The following is a 16,514-nucleotide window of genomic DNA, read 5'->3' on the forward strand; positions in this document are numbered from 1 at the left end:
GGCCTTGCCTACAGGCGTGCGGCGGGCGCCGCACGCCGCCATAACCAGGGGAACTCCACCATGCGTGCCTGCATTCTTCGCCAAGCCTGCTCCGTCGCCGCCCTCGCCGCCGCGGCAGCATTCACGTCGGTCGCCAGCCCGTCGGCGCATGCCGACGAGCTGAACGTCTACAACTGGTCCGACTACATCGCGCCGGACACGATCCCGAACTTCCAGAAGCAAACGGGCATTCACGTCAAGTACGACAACTACGACAGCGACGACACGCTTCAGGCGAAGCTGCTGGCCGGCAGCTCCGGCTACGACATCGTCGTGCCGACGTCGAACTACATGGCCAAGCAAATTCAGGCCGGCGTGTACCAGAAGCTCGACAAGTCGAAGATTCCGAACCTCGCGAACCTCGACCCGCTGCTGATGAAGATGATCGCCGACGCCGATCCGGGCAACCAGTACGGCGTGCCCTGGGCGTACGGCACGGACGGCATCGGCTACAACGCGCAGGCGGTGAAGAAGGCGCTCGGCGACAAGGCGCCCGTCGACAGCTGGGCGCTGGTGTTCGATCCGGCCAACATGGAGAAGCTGAAGAGCTGCGGCGTGTCGTTCCTCGACCAGGCGGTCGACGTGTTCGCCGCCACGCTGCAGTACATGGGCAAGGATCCGAACAGCAAGAACCCCGGCGATTACCAGGCTGCATTCGAAGTCCTGAAGAAAGTCCGCCCGTACATCACCCAGTTCAACTCGTCCGGCTACATCAACGACCTCGCGAACAACGACGTGTGCGTCGTGCTCGGCTGGTCGGGCGACGTCGGCATCGCACACCGTCGTTCGGCCGAAGCGAAGCGCTCGTACGACATCAAGTTCGCGAACCCGAAGGAAGGCGGCCTGCTGTGGTTCGACGTGATGGTGATCCCGAAGGATGCGCCGCACCCGGAAGCCGCGATGAAGTGGATCAACTACGTGTCCGATCCGAAGGTCAACGCGGCGATCACCAACACGGTGTTCTACCCGACCGCGAACAAGGCCGCGCATCCGTTCGTCACGCCGGCCGTCGCGCAGGACCCGACCGTCTACCCGCCTGAAGACGTGCTGAAGAAGATGGTGCTGATGAAGCCGATGCCGGCCGACATCCTGCGCCTCGAGAACCGTCTGTGGGCCCAGTTGAAGACGGGCCACTGATCGCCGTGCATCGCGGCGGCGCAGGCATCGCGGTACGCCTGCCCGCCTGAGATTCGCGGACCTCCGTCCGCCCGCGCGCCCCGCGCGCTGTTCCATCCGGCACGAGCCGTCGTCCGCGAGTCGCGTTACGCGCCTCGCGCGGGGACGCTCACGCCTGCAATCCGTGAAGAACGAATGGTGACTCCCATGCAATCGATACCCTCTTCCGCTGCTGCACGACAGACCCAACCGGCCATCGCGCCCCGTACGCAAAACGACGCGTTCGTGCGCATCGAAAACGTCGTGAAGAAATTCGGCGACAGCACGGCCGTCGACAACGTGAACCTGACGATCGCGAAGAACGAGCTGTTCGCGCTGCTCGGCAGCTCGGGCTGCGGCAAGTCCACGCTGCTGCGCATGCTCGCCGGGCTGGAAACGGCCACCTCCGGCAAGATCTTCGTCGACGGCGAGGACCTCGCGTCGCTGCCGCCGTACCGCCGCCCCGTCAACATGATGTTCCAGTCGTACGCGCTGTTCCCGCACATGACGGTCGAAACGAACGTCGCATTCGGCCTGAAGCAGGAAGGCACGCCGAAGAACGAGATCAAGGAGCGCGTGGCCGACGCGCTCGCGCTCGTGCAGATGAGCAAGTACGCGAAGCGCAAGCCGCACCAGCTCTCGGGCGGCCAGCAGCAGCGCGTCGCGCTGGCCCGCTCGCTGGTGAAGCGCCCGAAGCTGCTGCTGCTCGACGAGCCGATGTCCGCGCTCGACAAGAAGATTCGTCAGAAAACCCAGCTCGAACTCGTGAACATCATCGAGAAGGTCGACGTGACCTGCGTGATGGTTACGCACGATCAGGAAGAGGCGATGACGATGGCGAGCCGCCTCGCGGTGATGAGCGAAGGCAAGATCGTGCAGATCGGCGCGCCCGGCGAAGTGTACGAATTCCCGAACAGCCGCTTCTCGGCCGAATTCATCGGCTCGACCAACCTGTTCGAAGGCCGCGTGGTCGAGGACGAACCCGATCACATCTTCGTCGAAAGCGACGACCTCGAAACCCGCATGTACGTGAGCCACGGCGTGACCGGCCCGCTCGGGATGCCGGTCGGCATCTCGGTGCGCCCGGAGCGCGTGCACGTGTCGCGCGAGAAGCCGGGCTCGAAGCACAACTGGGCGCGCGGCGTCGTCACCGACATCGCGTACATGGGCAGCTATTCGCTGTACCACGTGCGTCTGCCGAGCGGCAAGACGGTGGTGTCGAACCTGTCGAGCTCGCACCTGATGAACGACGGCGCGCCGGCCTGGAACGACGACGTGTTCGTGTCGTGGTCGCCGGCCAGCGGCGTCGTGCTGACGCAATGAGGACGCCACGATGAGAACCTCCGCTTCCACGCCTTCCGCGCCGGTGTCGACCGGCGCTGCCGCCGCCACACGGGCCGCCGCGCGCGGCCGCCGCTTCGCCGCGCTGTCGCGCTTCCTGCCGTCGGGCCGCAACGTCGCGATCGGCGTGCCGTTCCTGTGGCTGGCCGTGTTCTTCGCGCTGCCGTTCGTGCTGGTGCTGAAGATCAGCTTCGCCGACCAGGTGATGGGCATCCCGCCGTACACGTCGCTCGTCGAGATCAAGGACGGCGTCGTGCACTTCGCGTTGCAACTGTCGCACTACGCGTTCCTGCTGCAGGACGACCTGTACATCGCGACCTATCTCAGCTCGCTGAAGATGGCCGCCGTGTCGACGGTGCTGTGCCTGCTGATCGGGTATCCGATGGCGTACTACATCGCGCGCTCGGAGCCGAACCGCCGCAACGTGCTGATGATGGCCGTGATGCTGCCGTTCTGGACGTCGTTCCTGATCCGCGTGTACGCATGGATCGGCATCCTGAAGGATGACGGCCTGCTGAACCACACGCTGATCGCGCTCGGCATCATCCACACGCCGCTGCGGCTCTATCACAGCGATGCGGGCGTCTACATCGGGATGGTCTATTCGTACCTGCCGTTCATGGTGATGCCGCTCTATGCGCACCTCGTGAAGATGGACCTGACGCTGCTCGAAGCCGCGTACGACCTGGGAGCGAAGCCCTGGGTCGCGTTCACGCGCATCACGCTGCCGCTGTCGAAGAACGGGATCATCGCCGGCAGCCTGCTGGTGTTCATCCCGGCGGTGGGCGAGTACGTGATCCCGGAGCTGCTCGGCGGCGCCGACACGCTGATGATCGGCCGCGTGATGTGGGATGAATTCTTCAACAACATGGACTGGCCGATGGCGTCCGCGGTGACGGTCGCAATGGTGCTGTTGCTGCTGGTGCCGATGGCGCTGTTCCAGTACTACCAGGTCAAGGAACTGGAGGACGCGAAATGATCAAGCCGAGCAAACCGCTGTCGACGGGCGTTCTCGCCTTCGGCTTTCTGTTCCTGTACATCCCGATCATCAGCCTCGTCGTGTACTCGTTCAACGAGTCGAAGCTGGTGACGGTGTGGTCGGGCTTCTCGCTGAAGTGGTACGCGGCGCTGCTGGACGACGACGAGCTGCTGACCGCCGCGTGGCTGTCGCTGAAGATCGGCCTGTTGACGGCCACCGCGTCGGTCGTGATCGGCACGTGGGCGGGCTTCGTGCTCGCGCGCTTCGGCCGCTTCAAGGGCTTCACGCTGTACACGGGGATGATCAACGCGCCGCTGGTGATTCCGGAGGTGATCCAGGGGATCTCGCTGCTGTTGCTGTTCGTCGCGCTGGAGCAGATGTTCGGCTGGCCGAAGGGGCGCGGGATGGCGACGATCTGGATCGGCCACGTGATGTTGTGCGTGTCGTACGTGGCGATCATCGTGCAGTCGCGCGTGAAGGAGATGAACAAGTCGCTCGAGGAGGCCGCGCTCGATCTGGGCGCGACGCCGCTGAAGGTGTTCTTCGTGGTGACGCTGCCGCTGATTTCGCAGGCGCTGCTGTCGGGGTGGCTGCTGTCGTTCACGCTGTCGATCGACGATCTGGTGCTGTCGGCGTTCCTGTCCGGGCCGGGGTCGACGACGCTGCCGCTGGTGGTGTTCTCGCGCGTGCGGCTGGGGCTGAACCCGGAGATGAATGCGCTGGCAACGTTGTTCATCACCGCCGTGACGATCGGCGTGATCGTCGTGAACCGGATGATGATCGCGCGCGAGCGGCGCCGGATGGCCGACTTGAAGGCGGCGTTCGCGGTGGCGTGACGGACCGCCTCCGCTTCGAAGACAACAAGCACTGCAGACAAGCATGACGCGCGGCCCCAGGGGGGACGTGCGATTCGATCCCGATTTGACAGGCGCACGACTAGGAGAATCCGCAATGAAGAAGAAACTGATCTGCCTGCTGGTGGCCGGCGCGTTGCCGGGCATCGCGCTGGCCGGTTCAACATCCGCCGAAATCAAGGCGCTGCAGGCGCAGGTCGCGGCGCTGCAGAAACAGATGAAGGCGATGCAGGCGCAGCTCGCCGCGAAGCCGGGCGGCGCGGCGGTCGCGACGTCCGGCGCGGGCGGCGGCATGGCCGGCGGCGGCAGCGCCGTCGCGGTCGCCGCCGACCCGGGCTCGCCGGATTACGGCAAGGCACGCGCGACGCTGACCAACGACGAGGTCAGCGAAATGAAGCAGCAGATCGCGAACCAGCAGCTGAAGGTCGACTCGCTGACCGACGCGGCCACCACGGGCCCGCTCGCCGGCCTGTCGGTCACCGGCTACATCGATCCGACCTACATCTACAACCGCGCGGCCGGCACGTCGTCGTTCCTGTTCGCGAACCACGAGAACGCGTACAACTATTTCAACAGCACGTTCGGCGATCTCTACCTCGACATCAAGAAGACGTTCGGCGTCGGCCCGATGGCGCCGTCGGCCGAAATCACGTTGATGCCGAACCGCGGCAACGGCATCACGCTGCTGCAGAACTCGCGCGGCTCGATCACCGACAACCTGCTGAACACGGCGGTCATCAACGTGCCGATCACCGCGGAAACGACGCTGGTCGCCGGCCTGATCCCGAGCTTCGGCGGCTACGAAGTCCAGCAGTCGAACCAGATGCTCACGCTCACGCACAACCTGCTGTACGATTTCTCCGATCCGGGCAGCTACGTCGGCGTCGGCGCGAACTACACGAAGGGCAGCTGGGCGTGGAAGTTCTTCCTCGGCAACGAGCAGTACCGCACGTACGGTTCGGTCACGCAGACGGGCACCAATGCGCTCGGCGACCCGATCACCACCAGCAACAAGGTGCCGACCTTCACCGCGCGTGCGGACTACACGTGGTCGAGCGCGCTCGATCTCGGCGGCTCGTTCAACATCGGGCGGCAGACGCTGTCGAGCGCGATCGATTCGAACGGCGTCGTCCATTACGGCCCGGGCGGCGCGGCGCCGAGCGGCTACGGTTCGTTCTTCTTCGGCGAACTCGATGCAACCTACACGCTCGCCGATATTCAGTACAACGCCGAAGTCGACTACGGCCGGCAGCAGCATGCGGCGTTCAACGGCGGGCTCGCGCAGTGGTACGGGCTGTCGCTGCTCGCGCACCGCAAGTTCAACGCGCCGGTGGTCGGCCGCATGGGCGTGACGCTGCGCTACGACCTGCTCGCGAACTCGAAGAACGGCGGCGGCGGCGGCGGCATCGCGCTGAACGGCAACGGGATGGACCCGAGCAACGGCTTCGGCGTCGATGCGGACTGCCTCGCGATGTCGAAGGCCGGCGGCGGCCTGGGCTTCGAGTGCAAGGGCGCCGTGCGCCAGGACGTCGCGCTCGACCTGCTGTTCTATCCGACCCAGCAGATCACCGTGAAGGTCGAATACCGGCACGACTGGGCGAACAACAAGGTGTTCCTGCGCAACGACGGCTCGTACGGCAAGTCCAACGATCTGCTCGCGACGCAGTTCATCTATTCGTTCTGATGCAGGACGCGCGGGGCGCCGTGCCGCACGCACGGCGTCCCGCGCCGTTTTCCGGATGGCTGCGCGCCGTTGCAGCCTTGTCGAGGGAGTCGGTTTCATGACGCAGTCTTTCACCCGCCGCGCCGATGCGCTCGCGCGCGATTCGTACTACGAGGCCACGGCCACGCGGCCCGTCGCCGACGATCCGATGCTCGAAGCGGCGATCGACGTCGATGTCTGCGTGATCGGCGCCGGCTTCGCGGGCCTGTCGACGGCGCTCGACTGCCGCGCGCAGGGGCTGTCCGTCGCCGTGATCGATGCACACCGGCCCGGCTGGGGCGCGTCGGGCCGCAACGGCGGCCAGGCGATCACCGGCTTCGCGAAAGACGAGGTGATCGAGCGGCAGCTCGGCGCCGACGGCGCGCGCGCCGCGTGGTCGCTGTCGCTCGACGGCGTCGCGCTGATCGCCGAGCGCATCGCGCGCTACGGGATCGATTGCGACTTCACGCGCGGCTACCTGACGGTCGCGACGAAGCCGCGCCGCATCGACGATCTGCGCGCGTGGATGAACGCCGCGACGTCGCGCTGGGGTCATCCGTCGCTCGCGTGGCTCGATACCGGCGAGATCCGGGCGCGCATTGCATCGACGCGCTATCTGGCCGGCGTGCACGATCCGCTGTCGGGCCATCTGCATCCGCTCAAGTACTGCCTCGGCCTCGCCGATGCCGCGCGCCGCGAAGGCGTCGCGCTGTACGCGCACACGCCGGCGCTCGACGTCGTGCGCGGCGCGCGGCCCGTCGTGCGCACGCCGTCGGGCGAAGTGCGCTGCCGTTTCGTCGTGTCGTGCTGCAACGCAGGGCCCGGCGGCGTGCTGCCCGCCGCGACCGCCGCGCGCATCGCGCCGATCGCCTCCTACATCATCGCGACCGAGCCGCTCGGCCAGACGCGCGCCGACGCGTTGATCGCGCAGCGCGAAGCCGTGTGCGACAACAACTTCTTCCTCGACTACTTCCGGCTGTCGGCCGACCACCGGATGCTGTTCGGCGGCCGCGCGAATTCGGCCGGCGCGTCGCCCGCCGCGCTCGCCGAAGCGATCCGGCAGCGCATGGTCGGCGTGTTCCCGCAGCTCGGCGACGTGCGCGTCGACCACGCGTGGGGCGGCTTCGTCGACGTCACGCGCAACCGCGCGCCGGACTTCGGCGCGATCGATCCGAACTTCTTCTACGTCCAGGGTTTCAGCGGACACGGCGTCGCGCTCACCGGCATTGCAGGACGCACGGTTGCCGGCGCGATCGCGGGCGACACGCGCGCGTTCGACCTGTTCGCACGCCTGCGTCACCGGCGCTTTCCCGGCGGCGACGCATGGCGGCAACCCGCGCTCGAGCTCGGGATGCTGTACCACCGCGTGCGCGAGCTGTTCTGAACCTTCCGATACGTTTTTCCGACCATGCAGACATTCGCCAACCAGCCGCACGTCGCGTCGTACTACGCGGCGACCGCCAACGATACGACCCGCCACGCGCCGCTCGCCGGCACGGCCGACGCCGACGTATGCGTGATCGGCGCGGGCCTCACGGGTCTGTCCACCGCGCTCAATCTCGCCGAGCGCGGCCATTCGGTGATCGTGCTCGAAGCGTCGCGCGTCGGATGGGCGGCGAGCGGCCGCAACGGCGGCCAGTTGATCGGCGGCTTCGCGTGCGACATCGACACGTTCGGGCAGTTCATGCCGGAAGACGACGTGAAGCGGATCTGGGACATGGGGCTCGAAACGCTGTCGCTCGTGAAGTCGCGCATCGCGCGACACGGCATCGACTGCGCGCTGGTGCCCGGCTACCTGACCGCGGCCAATACCGAACGCGACGCCGATGCGCTGAAACGGTGGCGCGACGAAGCCGCGAAGCGCTTCGGCTACGACCGCTTCCACTTCGTCGAAGCCGACGAACTGGGCGACTACGTGCAGTCGGCCCGCTATTGCGGCGGCCTGTACGACCCCGACAGCGGCCACCTCCATCCGCTCAACTACACGCTCGGCCTCGCGCGGGCGGCCATCGACGCCGGCGTGCGCATCCACGAGGACAGCTGCGTGACGCGCGTGCGCGACGTGTCCGGCGGCCACGTCGTCGAGACGAGCGACGGCAACGTGCGTGCGCGCTTCGTCGTGCTCGCCTGCAACACCTACGTCGGCGCGCTCGCGCCCGCGCTGTCGAGGAAGATCATGCCGGTCGGCACCTACGTGATCGCGACCGAGCCGCTCGGCGAAGCGCGCGCCGCCGCGCTGATGCCCGCCCGCGCGGCGATCTGCGACAGCCGCTTCGTGCTCGACTATTTCCGGCCGGCGCCCGACACGCGGCTCGTATGGGGCGGCAAGGTCAGCTATTCGACGCGCGAGCCGCGCGAGCTCGCGGCGGCGATGCGCGCCGACATGCTGAAGACGTTCCCGCAGCTCGCGGACGTGAAGGTCGACTATGCGTGGGGCGGCTTCGTCGACATCACGATGAACCGCGCGCCGCATTTCGGCCGCATCGGGCCGACGACGTACTTCGCGCAAGGGTTTTCGGGGCACGGCGTGAACACGACCGCGCTCGCGGGCAAGCTGATCGCCGAGGCGATCGACGGCCAGGCGAGCCGCTTCGACCTGTTCGACAAGATCCGGCATCGCGACTTCCCCGGCGGCGAAGCACTGCGCACGCCGGCGCTGGTGCTCGCGATGAGCTGGTACCGGCTGCTGGACGCGTTCGGCGTGCATTGAGCGCGCCACGACGCCGACGCACGAAAAAAAACGGCCGCGCTTCGCGCGCGGCCGTTCGATCGGATCGCGGCACGCCGGCGTGACGGGCACCTGCCGATGCCCGCGCGCCGCGCACCGACTGCGCCGGTCAGTCCGTGCCGTACTTCGGCGAATGCGGGCCGTACAGCAGGCCGGCCGGCGGCCCGGCCGACAGCAGGCGGCCGCTCGTGAACGCAGCGACGTCGTGGCTCTGGTCCATCAACGTATTCGCGATCTGCTTGACCGCGGCCACCACCAGCATGCCGATCAGGCTGCCGCCGCCGTTGTTGCCGCCTTCGTCGCTGCTCGCGCTCGCGCGGCCCTGCCACAGCACGTCGCCGGTGCGCAGATCGACGAGCTTCGCCGATGCCGATACGACCGTCGCGCTCGCGAGAATCCGGTAGACGGTGCCGTACTGCGACACCTTCGAATACAGCGCGGCGTCCGCGCCGAAGATCTCGCGCAGCTTCGCGGGCGGCGTCCCCTGGATCTCGGCCGCATTGGTCAGGCCGTTCTGCTTGAAGGTCTCGTCCATCACGGCGACCGGCACGACGTAATAGCCCGACTCGGCGAGCGGCAGCGTCATCTGCGACAGCAGCCCGTAGGTCGCGCCGACGTCGGAGGTTTCGTTGAGGGGCGGCAGCACGAGAATCGAGCGCGGCTGGCTCTTCTTGAACGCCGCGTAATCGGGCCGTTTCACCGGCTGTGCGCATGCGCTCAGCAACGCGACGAGCGACAGCACGGACAGCAGCTTGAATGAGAGGGTCTTGAACATGGCTGGCGCGTCGCTCACTGTTTGGCGGTGGTCGGATCGGCGTTCTTCTGGCCGGCGACCGTCTGGTCGACGGCCTTCTGGCCGGCCGTCTTCGGGTCGGCCGCCTTCGGCGCGCCGGTTTTCTTTTTCAGCAGGAAATCCATGTAGGTCGCGGACTCCGGAAACAGCTGTTTCTCGGCCTGCAACTCCTGTTCGGCCTGCTGCTCGCTGCCGATGCTCGCGTACAGCATGCCGAGATGCGCATGGAAGCCCGGCGGCGGCGTATGCCCCTTGCCGCGAATGTCCTGCAGGGCCTTTTCGAGCGCGTCGATCTGCTCCTGCGGCGACTTCTGCCCCTTGAAGTATTCGTACACCTGCGGCTGGTAGCCCGTCCACTGATAGAGCGGCGGCGTGGAGCTCGCACAGCCGGCGAGCAGCAAGGCGGCGGCCGTCGCCGGCAGCCAGTTACCCCGTTTCATGGTCTTTTCTCTTTTGATGTCGTGGTGATTCGGTCGAGCGCGGCGCCGGCCCCGGCGCCCGCTGCGGCGTGTCGCGCGACGCTTACTGCGCCACCTTCAATGCCCCGGCGTCAACCTGCTCCGCCAGATGGTTCACGGCTTCCTGGATCGCGAGATCCAGCACCTTGCCGTTGAGCGTCGAGTCGTAGCCGGCCGTGCCGCCGAAGCCGATCACCTCGCGGTTCGACAGGCTGAACTCGCCCGCGCCCTGGCTCGATGCGACGACTTCCGACGTGGTCGTGTCGACGATGTTCAGGTTGACCTTCGCGTACGCGACCTGCGTCTTGCCGCGGCCGAGAATGCCGAACAGCTGGTGATCGCCGACGTCCTTGCGGCCGAACTCGGTCACGTCGCCCGTCACCACGTAGTTCGCGCCCTTCACGGCCTGCGCTTTCTTCATGAAGCCGGCTTCCTGCTTGATCTCGTCGAGGTTCTCGCGATCGAGCACGTTGAAGCGGCGGCTCTGCTGCAGGCGCGTGACGAGGATCGTCTTCGCCTGTCCGCCGAGACGGTCGATGCCGTCGGAGAAGATGCCGCGCATGTAGCTCGAGCGGTTGTCGAACTTGCCGACGGCGATCGCGACGGGCTTGCCCGCGTACGGCTTCTGCGCGCTGCTGACGGCCGGCACGTCGAGCGTGCGCGACGATTCGGTCGCGCAGCCGGACAGCGCCGCGACGACCGCTGCCGCCACGAGGACGGTGCGTCGTGTCTGAATGTTCACTGCTGGTCTCCTTGCATGGAAAGAATGCCCCGGACGGGCGCGCCGGCTCGCGAACGATCCGGCGGTCGAAACGGCCGCGGCGCGAACGGGCACGCGCGCATCGGTGCGATGCGCGCGCACGCGTTCATCGCCGGGCCGGCGATAGCGGTATGGGAAAGAGGGATGCCCGCAACCGATGGGTTGCGGCACAAAGCGGATGGGCAATGCAATACGCGACAGGCTCGCGTGCGCCGGTTACCCCATCATTCTGATTATTGCGCTGTTGATCGCGCATGATCGGCCCCGTATATGATTTTTCGCGATCATACCAAGTCCGGTTATCGAGACGGGGTTTCTTGAAAAGAATTGACGAATTTCAGACAGGCATGAGACACGCCGTCGATTCCGGCGTGCCCCGGCATTTCAGCCGCACGCGCATCGGCATCGCTGCAAATGCGCGTGCGATTCGCGCTAGTCGGCTACCTTCTGCCGCATCGTCACGAATTCCTCGGCCGCGGTCGGATGGATGCCGATCGTGTCGTCGAACTGCGCCTTCGTCGCGCCCGCGCGGATCGCGATCGCGATGCCCTGGATGATCTCGCCCGCATCGCGGCCGACCATGTGCGCGCCGACCACGCGCTGACTGTCGCGCGCGACGACGAGCTTCATCAGCGTGCGCTCGTCGCGGCCCGACAGCGTGTGGCGCAGCGCCTTGAACGACGTGCGGTAGACATCGACGTCGCCGTGCGCGTGCCGCGCATCGGCCTCGCTCAGGCCGACCGTCGCGACCTCCGGCTGGCTGAACACGGCCGACGGCACGTACGCGTGATCGACCGCGACGCGCGAGCCGCCGAACAGCGTGCGCGCGAGCAGCCCGGCGTCGCGCGTCGCGACCGGCGTGAGCTGCGGCCGCGACGTGACGTCGCCGATCGCATGGATCGACGGCACCGACGTCGCCGAATACGCATCGACGGCGATCGCGCCGCGCGCATCGAGCAGGATGCCCGCCTGCTCGAGCCCGATCCCGTCGACGTTCGGCACGCGGCCCGTCGCATAGAGCACCTGATCGTACGGCCCGTGCCGCACGTCGCCGACGTGCACGAAAAGCGTGCCGTCGCTCGCGCGCTCGATCGATTCGATCACCGCGCGCGCATGAATCGTGACGCCCTGCTTCGTCATCTCGTCGGTCAGGAACCGGCGCACGTCGTCGTCGAAGCCGCGCAGGATTTTTTCGCCGCGGTAGAACACGTCGACGTGGCTGCCGAAGCCGTTGAAGATGCCCGCGAACTCGACCGCGATATAGCCGCCGCCGACCACCGCGATGCGTGTGGGCAGCGTCGCGAGCGACAGCGCCTCGCGCGACGTGATCGCATGCTCGATGCCGGGCCGCGGCGGCAGCGACGGCCGCGAGCCGGTCGCGATCGCGATGTGGCGCGCGCGGATCGTGCGCGCGCCGATCGCGACCGTGTGCGCATCGACGAGCGTCGCGCGGCCGACGTGCATGTCGACGCCCGATTGCAGCAGCAGATTGATGTAGATGTCGCTCAGCCGGTTGATCTCGCGATCCTTCGCGGCGATCAGCGCGGGCCAGTCGAGCGTGCCGGCGCCGAAGGTCCAGCCGAAGCCCTTCGCGTCGTCCACTTCATGGGGGTAGTGCGATGCGTAGACGAGCAGCTTCTTCGGGATGCAGCCGCGCAGCACGCAGGTGCCGCCGATCTGCTCTTCTTCCGCGATGCCGACGTGCGCGCCGTATGACGCGGCCATGCGCGCGAGCCTCACGCCGCCCGAGCCGGCACCGATGACGAACAGGTCGTAGTCGAAATCCATCGCATCCCCTCATCGCAGTTCGAATGGAGGCACGATAGCAAGATTCGGGAATTCGTGCGGCACATGGCACGTGGCGGCGCATCGCGCGCGCCCAATAAAAAACGGCGAGAGACGAGGCCTCTCGCCGGTCAAACCGGCTGGCGGTTGTGCCATGCGTCACCGATCGACCGCATGCCCGACCTGCCGATTGCGCGGCACCGGTCCGCCCGAGCGCGCGAAGGGCGCGCCCGCGGCCGGACCGGCCGCCATGCTCATGCCTGCGACGTGTCGCCGCCGTCCGTCGCCTGCGTATCGTCCGCCGCCTGTTCGGGCTTCTCTTCCTTCTTCTCGAGCATGCCTTCGATTGCCTCGGCGCCCTTGAAACCGGCGACGGCCGCGGCCGCCTTGGTCAGCAGGCCCGCATCCGGATCCAGCTTTTCCGCGCCTTCGACGGCGGCGACCGCGCCGGCGATTTCACCCACGGTGTTCAGGATACCCATCGTCATCCCCTTTCAAGAAAATCGTGAGCGCATCGTCCCACGAAAGAAACCGGCGGACCGCGTTTGTCATCGCCGGATACACAAGTTACGCACCAGGCCGGCCACGCGCGCCGCGCGCCACCGGAACGACGCACGCGCACGCCTGACGGCATGCAACGCGCGATGCACGCAGCGTAGCGGAAAGCGGGCGCGTGCACTGTAAAAGTATGTTCTGGATTGCCGACGGATCGCTTACGGCGCGGGACTTGCGCAATGGAGCGCCTGCCGAATAGTCGGGCGCGCGTATGAAGGTCGCGTGACGAAAAAAAAGAGGCTCCTTGCGGAGCCTCTTCGATGCGCGCCGGACGAAGCCGGCGCATGCGGTGTCCGACGTTCGTCAGAAGATATTACGCAGGCCGATCGCGATGCCCGTCTGGTTGCTGCGGCCGGGCAGCTCGACGTTCGCCGCGCCGTTCGTCTTGTTGAAGTCGACGGTGCCGTAGATTTCGGTGCGCTTGCTCAGCGCGTACTCGGCGATGCCGACGATCGCATAGCGGTTGCCGCTCGCGAGCGTGCCGTTCGTGGTCATCGCGTTGCGCATGTGGTCGTAGTAGAACGCGCCCGTCAGTGTCAGCGGCGTGCTGACCTGCCAGCTCACGCCCGCGAACGGACCGTCGTCGATGCGGCCCGTGCCCTTCGCGACCGGAATCGTCTGCTGGGCGAGCAGGCTGTCGACGAAGCCCGTGTCGTCCTTCGAGCGCAGGTAGCCCGCGTAGATCTTCGCCTTGCTGAAGGCGTACACGACGTTCGCGTGGTAGATCGTCTGCTTGCGCGCCGAGTTGTCGCTGTTCTGCTGCGCGCCGGCCGCGATGCTGAGCGGGCCCATCACGTACGACAGCGACACGCCCCAGGCATTGCCCTTGCCGAGCGAGCCCGGAATCTGGCCCGAGAAGCCGCCGGCGCCGGTCGATTCGTAGTTGGTGCCGGTCGAGTACATCGCCTTCGCCGTCAGGCCCTCGAACTTGCCCGTGTACTTGATCTGGTTGTCCGCATACAGGCCGCCGCCGAGTGCGACCGGCAGCCACGCGTTTTCGAGGTAGTTGCCGACGGTGAGCGGATCGTAGGTGTCCGACAGCAGGTCGAACAGCGGCGTCTTCTGGCGGCCGAGGGTCACCGTGCCGTACGGGCTCTGCAGGCCGACGTACGCCGCGCGGTTGAACAGGCGGCCGCTGTCGGCGAACGCGCCGTTCTGCAGGTTCACGCCGCTCTCGAGGTTGAACACGGCCTTCAGGCCGCCGCCGAGGTCTTCCGTGCCGTAGATGCCGAAGCGGCTGTTGGTGATCGCGCCGTTGGTCATCGACAGCAGGCCGTCGTTCTTCGCGTTGGCGTTGGTCAGGTAACGGATGCTGGCGTCGGCGACGCCCCAGAGCGTGACCGAGCTTTGTGCTGCTGCGTACTGGCTGGCGAAGGCCAGCGCCGCGCCCCCTGCGATGACTGCGAGTCGGGTGGTCTGCTTCATGAGCTTTCCTTTATTAGGTGTCTCCATTCATGACCGGCCGCGTGCGCAGCCGGGTGGCGATCGCGGACGTTCATGGCGGGCGCGATATGGGCTGAATCATAAGACGAGTGCGAACGCTGAAAGAAATTGAAATACGCGGCAATCGCGCGATTGTCGTCCGGGAACAACGTTTCCCGCGCCGGGCCTCGCTCGCACGGCGGCGGGACGGTGCGCGAGGGTACCGGCTGGCACGCACGGCGCTGTAAGGTTCGTCGATGGTGCGGCGTGCGCACGCGGATCGTCGCGAAGTGGTCGGTGGGGTCGGTGGGGTCGGTGGGGTCGGTGGGGTCGGTGGGGTCGGTGGGGTCGGTGGGGTCGGTGGGGTCGGTGGGGTCGGTGGGTCGGTGGGGTCGGTGGGTCGGTGGGGTCGGTGCAGTCGGTGCAGTCGGTGCAGTCGGTGCAGTCGGTGCAGTCGGTGCGGCGGCCTGCCGTTTGCCGTTTGCCGTTTGCCGTTTGCCGTTTGCCGTTTGCCGTTTGCCGTTTGCCGTTTGCCGTTTGCCGTTTGCCGTCAGGCCGTTTGCCGTCAGGCCGTTTGCGTCGCCGCGCCGCTGCCATCACCCGCGTCGCCGTTGCCGCCCGCGTCGCCCGCCCCGCCGTTCCCTGCGCGGCGCCATGCACGCCGCACGATCTCCGCGAATGCACCGACGAGCAGCAGCACGGCGCCCCACAGCGCGATGTCCGGCACGAGCCGCGTCACGAGGCCGCCGACCACCGCGCCGGCCAGGAAACAGAAGCTGATCGTCGCGAGCAGCGCCGAATCGTGCAGCGCCCCCGCGTCGTAGCGCGGAATCAGCCCGACGAACAGCTTCTGCGCGGCGCGCCGCAGGTTGCCGGTCGTCATCACCGACGTGTACGACAGTTCCTCGAGATGGGTGAACGACAGCGTCTGCAGCGTCGCGACGAACGAGATGCCCGGAATCAGCCATGCGCTCGACGCGCCGACGAGGCCGCTCGCGGCGACGCCGAGAAACGCGATTTCGACGATCAGGCTCACGAACGCCGTATGCCGCATCCAGCCGCGCCGCGCGGCGAGGCCGAGCAGGTGCGCGACGAACACCGCGATCACGAAGCCGCCGAGCGGCGGCACGTGATGCAGCGCGGCGGCCCATTCGCCGGCCGACAGGTTGATGCCGAGGAGCGCGACGTTGCCGGTCATCGTGTTCGCGAACACGTGGCCGTGGCCGACGTACGTGTACGCGTCGAGATAGCCGCCGGACAGCGTCAGCAATGCGGCGACAGTGAGATTGCGGCTGGCGCCGTCGAGATCCATCGATCCTCCGTGGTGCGCGCCGCCCGGCCGCGCGCGGCGGGCGATGCGAATGTCGGTCGTGCCGGCAGGCGCGCCACCGGCACTGCGCGGCCGGGCTTCGCCTCGGGCCGCGCGTCAATATAATGTTTGCCGTCGGGGAACGCGCGGGCGCCGCACATCGCAGCCGGCCGAAGCGTGTCGACTACGCGATTTTCACCGCCGCAAGTCCGGCCGAGTATAACGGGCCGGCCGCGCCGGCCGTGGCCACGCGCGCCGCCCCGCTTCACCGGGCCTTCGAATGACACTTGCGAAGTTCTTCCTGCGCTACACGGTCATCCCGTTCGCCGCGATCGTGCTGGTGGCCGTCTGGGCATTCAACCGCGAATCGGGCGAGATCGATGCGCGCCAGTACGCGGCGCTGGTGGCCGCGTATCCGTCGTTCACGCCGAAGCTGAAGCACGAGGTGGCCGACGCGTTGCGCGGCGGCAGGCTTGCGAAGGCCGATTACGGCGCGATCATGCGCGACGCGCTCGACGCGGGGTTCGTGGTTGATTGGCCGGCCCCGACGGACGACGTCCGCGGCGAGCGCGGCCGGCTGCTCGGCCTCGTGAACGGCGACCTGCCGGCATCGCAATAGCCCGCGGCGGCAGCG

At 67.3% G+C, this 16,514-nt stretch carries 15 protein-coding genes; 8 read left to right on the top strand and 7 right to left on the bottom strand.

Features of this window, described 5'->3' with window-relative positions:
• Window positions 1-60: 60 nt before the first annotated feature.
• From CFB46_RS03125 to CFB46_RS03155, 7 genes are all read left to right on the top strand, one after another.
• Window positions 61-1,176, top strand: a complete 1,116-nt coding sequence (locus CFB46_RS03125; RefSeq protein ID WP_089499249.1) for a polyamine ABC transporter substrate-binding protein — start codon at window positions 61-63, stop codon at window positions 1,174-1,176.
• Window positions 1,177-1,362: 186 nt separating this feature from the next.
• The gene (locus CFB46_RS03130; protein ID WP_027785641.1) at window positions 1,363-2,517 is read left to right on the top strand and encodes an ABC transporter ATP-binding protein; all 1,155 of its coding nucleotides are present in this window, start codon (window positions 1,363-1,365) and stop codon (window positions 2,515-2,517) included.
• A 10-nt stretch (window positions 2,518-2,527) separates the two neighbouring features.
• Window positions 2,528-3,514 (top strand): ABC transporter permease subunit, encoded by a 987-nt coding sequence (locus CFB46_RS03135; RefSeq protein ID WP_089499250.1) that lies wholly within the window; start codon window positions 2,528-2,530, stop codon window positions 3,512-3,514.
• Window positions 3,511-4,350, top strand: a complete 840-nt coding sequence (locus CFB46_RS03140; protein ID WP_027785643.1) for an ABC transporter permease subunit — start codon at window positions 3,511-3,513, stop codon at window positions 4,348-4,350. Before CFB46_RS03135 ends, CFB46_RS03140 begins: the two co-directional genes overlap by 4 nt.
• A 115-nt stretch (window positions 4,351-4,465) precedes the next feature.
• Window positions 4,466-6,052, top strand: a complete 1,587-nt coding sequence (locus CFB46_RS03145) for a DUF3138 family protein (protein WP_089499251.1) — start codon at window positions 4,466-4,468, stop codon at window positions 6,050-6,052.
• A gap of 97 nt (window positions 6,053-6,149) precedes the next feature.
• Window positions 6,150-7,454 (top strand): NAD(P)/FAD-dependent oxidoreductase, encoded by a 1,305-nt coding sequence (locus CFB46_RS03150; protein WP_089499252.1) that lies wholly within the window; start codon window positions 6,150-6,152, stop codon window positions 7,452-7,454.
• A 24-nt stretch (window positions 7,455-7,478) separates the two neighbouring features.
• On the top strand, window positions 7,479-8,780 hold the full coding sequence (locus tag CFB46_RS03155) for an NAD(P)/FAD-dependent oxidoreductase (RefSeq protein ID WP_089499253.1): 1,302 nt from the start codon (window positions 7,479-7,481) through the stop codon (window positions 8,778-8,780).
• 127 nt (window positions 8,781-8,907) lie between these two features.
• Here CFB46_RS03155 and CFB46_RS03160 read toward each other — a convergent pair whose 3' ends face one another.
• The 7 genes from CFB46_RS03160 to CFB46_RS03200 form a co-directional block, all read right to left on the bottom strand.
• On the bottom strand, window positions 8,908-9,573 hold the full coding sequence (locus CFB46_RS03160; protein WP_027785647.1) for a DUF799 domain-containing protein: 666 nt from the start codon (window positions 9,571-9,573) through the stop codon (window positions 8,908-8,910).
• A 14-nt stretch (window positions 9,574-9,587) separates the two neighbouring features.
• Entirely contained in the window at window positions 9,588-10,031 is a 444-nt protein-coding gene (locus CFB46_RS03165) for a DUF4810 domain-containing protein (protein ID WP_089499254.1), read from the bottom strand.
• Window positions 10,032-10,113: 82 nt separating this feature from the next.
• Window positions 10,114-10,785 carry a CsgG/HfaB family protein gene (locus CFB46_RS03170; protein WP_185716591.1) on the bottom strand — a complete coding sequence of 224 codons (672 nt, stop codon included), beginning with the start codon at window positions 10,783-10,785 and terminating at the stop codon, window positions 10,114-10,116.
• Window positions 10,786-11,241: 456 nt separating this feature from the next.
• Window positions 11,242-12,597, bottom strand: coding sequence for a glutathione-disulfide reductase (gene gor / locus CFB46_RS03175; RefSeq protein ID WP_089499255.1), 1,356 nt, complete (start codon window positions 12,595-12,597; stop codon window positions 11,242-11,244).
• A 251-nt stretch (window positions 12,598-12,848) separates the two neighbouring features.
• Window positions 12,849-13,076: a hypothetical protein gene (locus CFB46_RS03180; RefSeq protein ID WP_027785650.1), complete on the bottom strand. Its 228-nt coding sequence runs from the start codon at window positions 13,074-13,076 to the stop codon at window positions 12,849-12,851.
• A 376-nt stretch (window positions 13,077-13,452) separates the two neighbouring features.
• Complete coding sequence (locus CFB46_RS03185) at window positions 13,453-14,574, bottom strand: porin (RefSeq protein WP_027785651.1); 1,122 nt, start codon at window positions 14,572-14,574, stop codon at window positions 13,453-13,455.
• A 562-nt stretch (window positions 14,575-15,136) separates the two neighbouring features.
• Complete coding sequence (locus tag CFB46_RS03200; protein WP_027785652.1) at window positions 15,137-15,883, bottom strand: YoaK family protein; 747 nt, start codon at window positions 15,881-15,883, stop codon at window positions 15,137-15,139.
• 277 nt (window positions 15,884-16,160) lie between these two features.
• Between CFB46_RS03200 and CFB46_RS03205 the strand changes: the two genes are divergently transcribed.
• On the top strand, window positions 16,161-16,499 hold the full coding sequence (locus CFB46_RS03205; protein WP_089499256.1) for a hypothetical protein: 339 nt from the start codon (window positions 16,161-16,163) through the stop codon (window positions 16,497-16,499).
• The last annotated feature ends 15 nt before the right edge of the window (window positions 16,500-16,514 follow it).

The organism is Burkholderia sp. HI2761 (assembly GCF_002223355.1).
GTDB lineage: Bacteria > Pseudomonadota > Gammaproteobacteria > Burkholderiales > Burkholderiaceae > Burkholderia.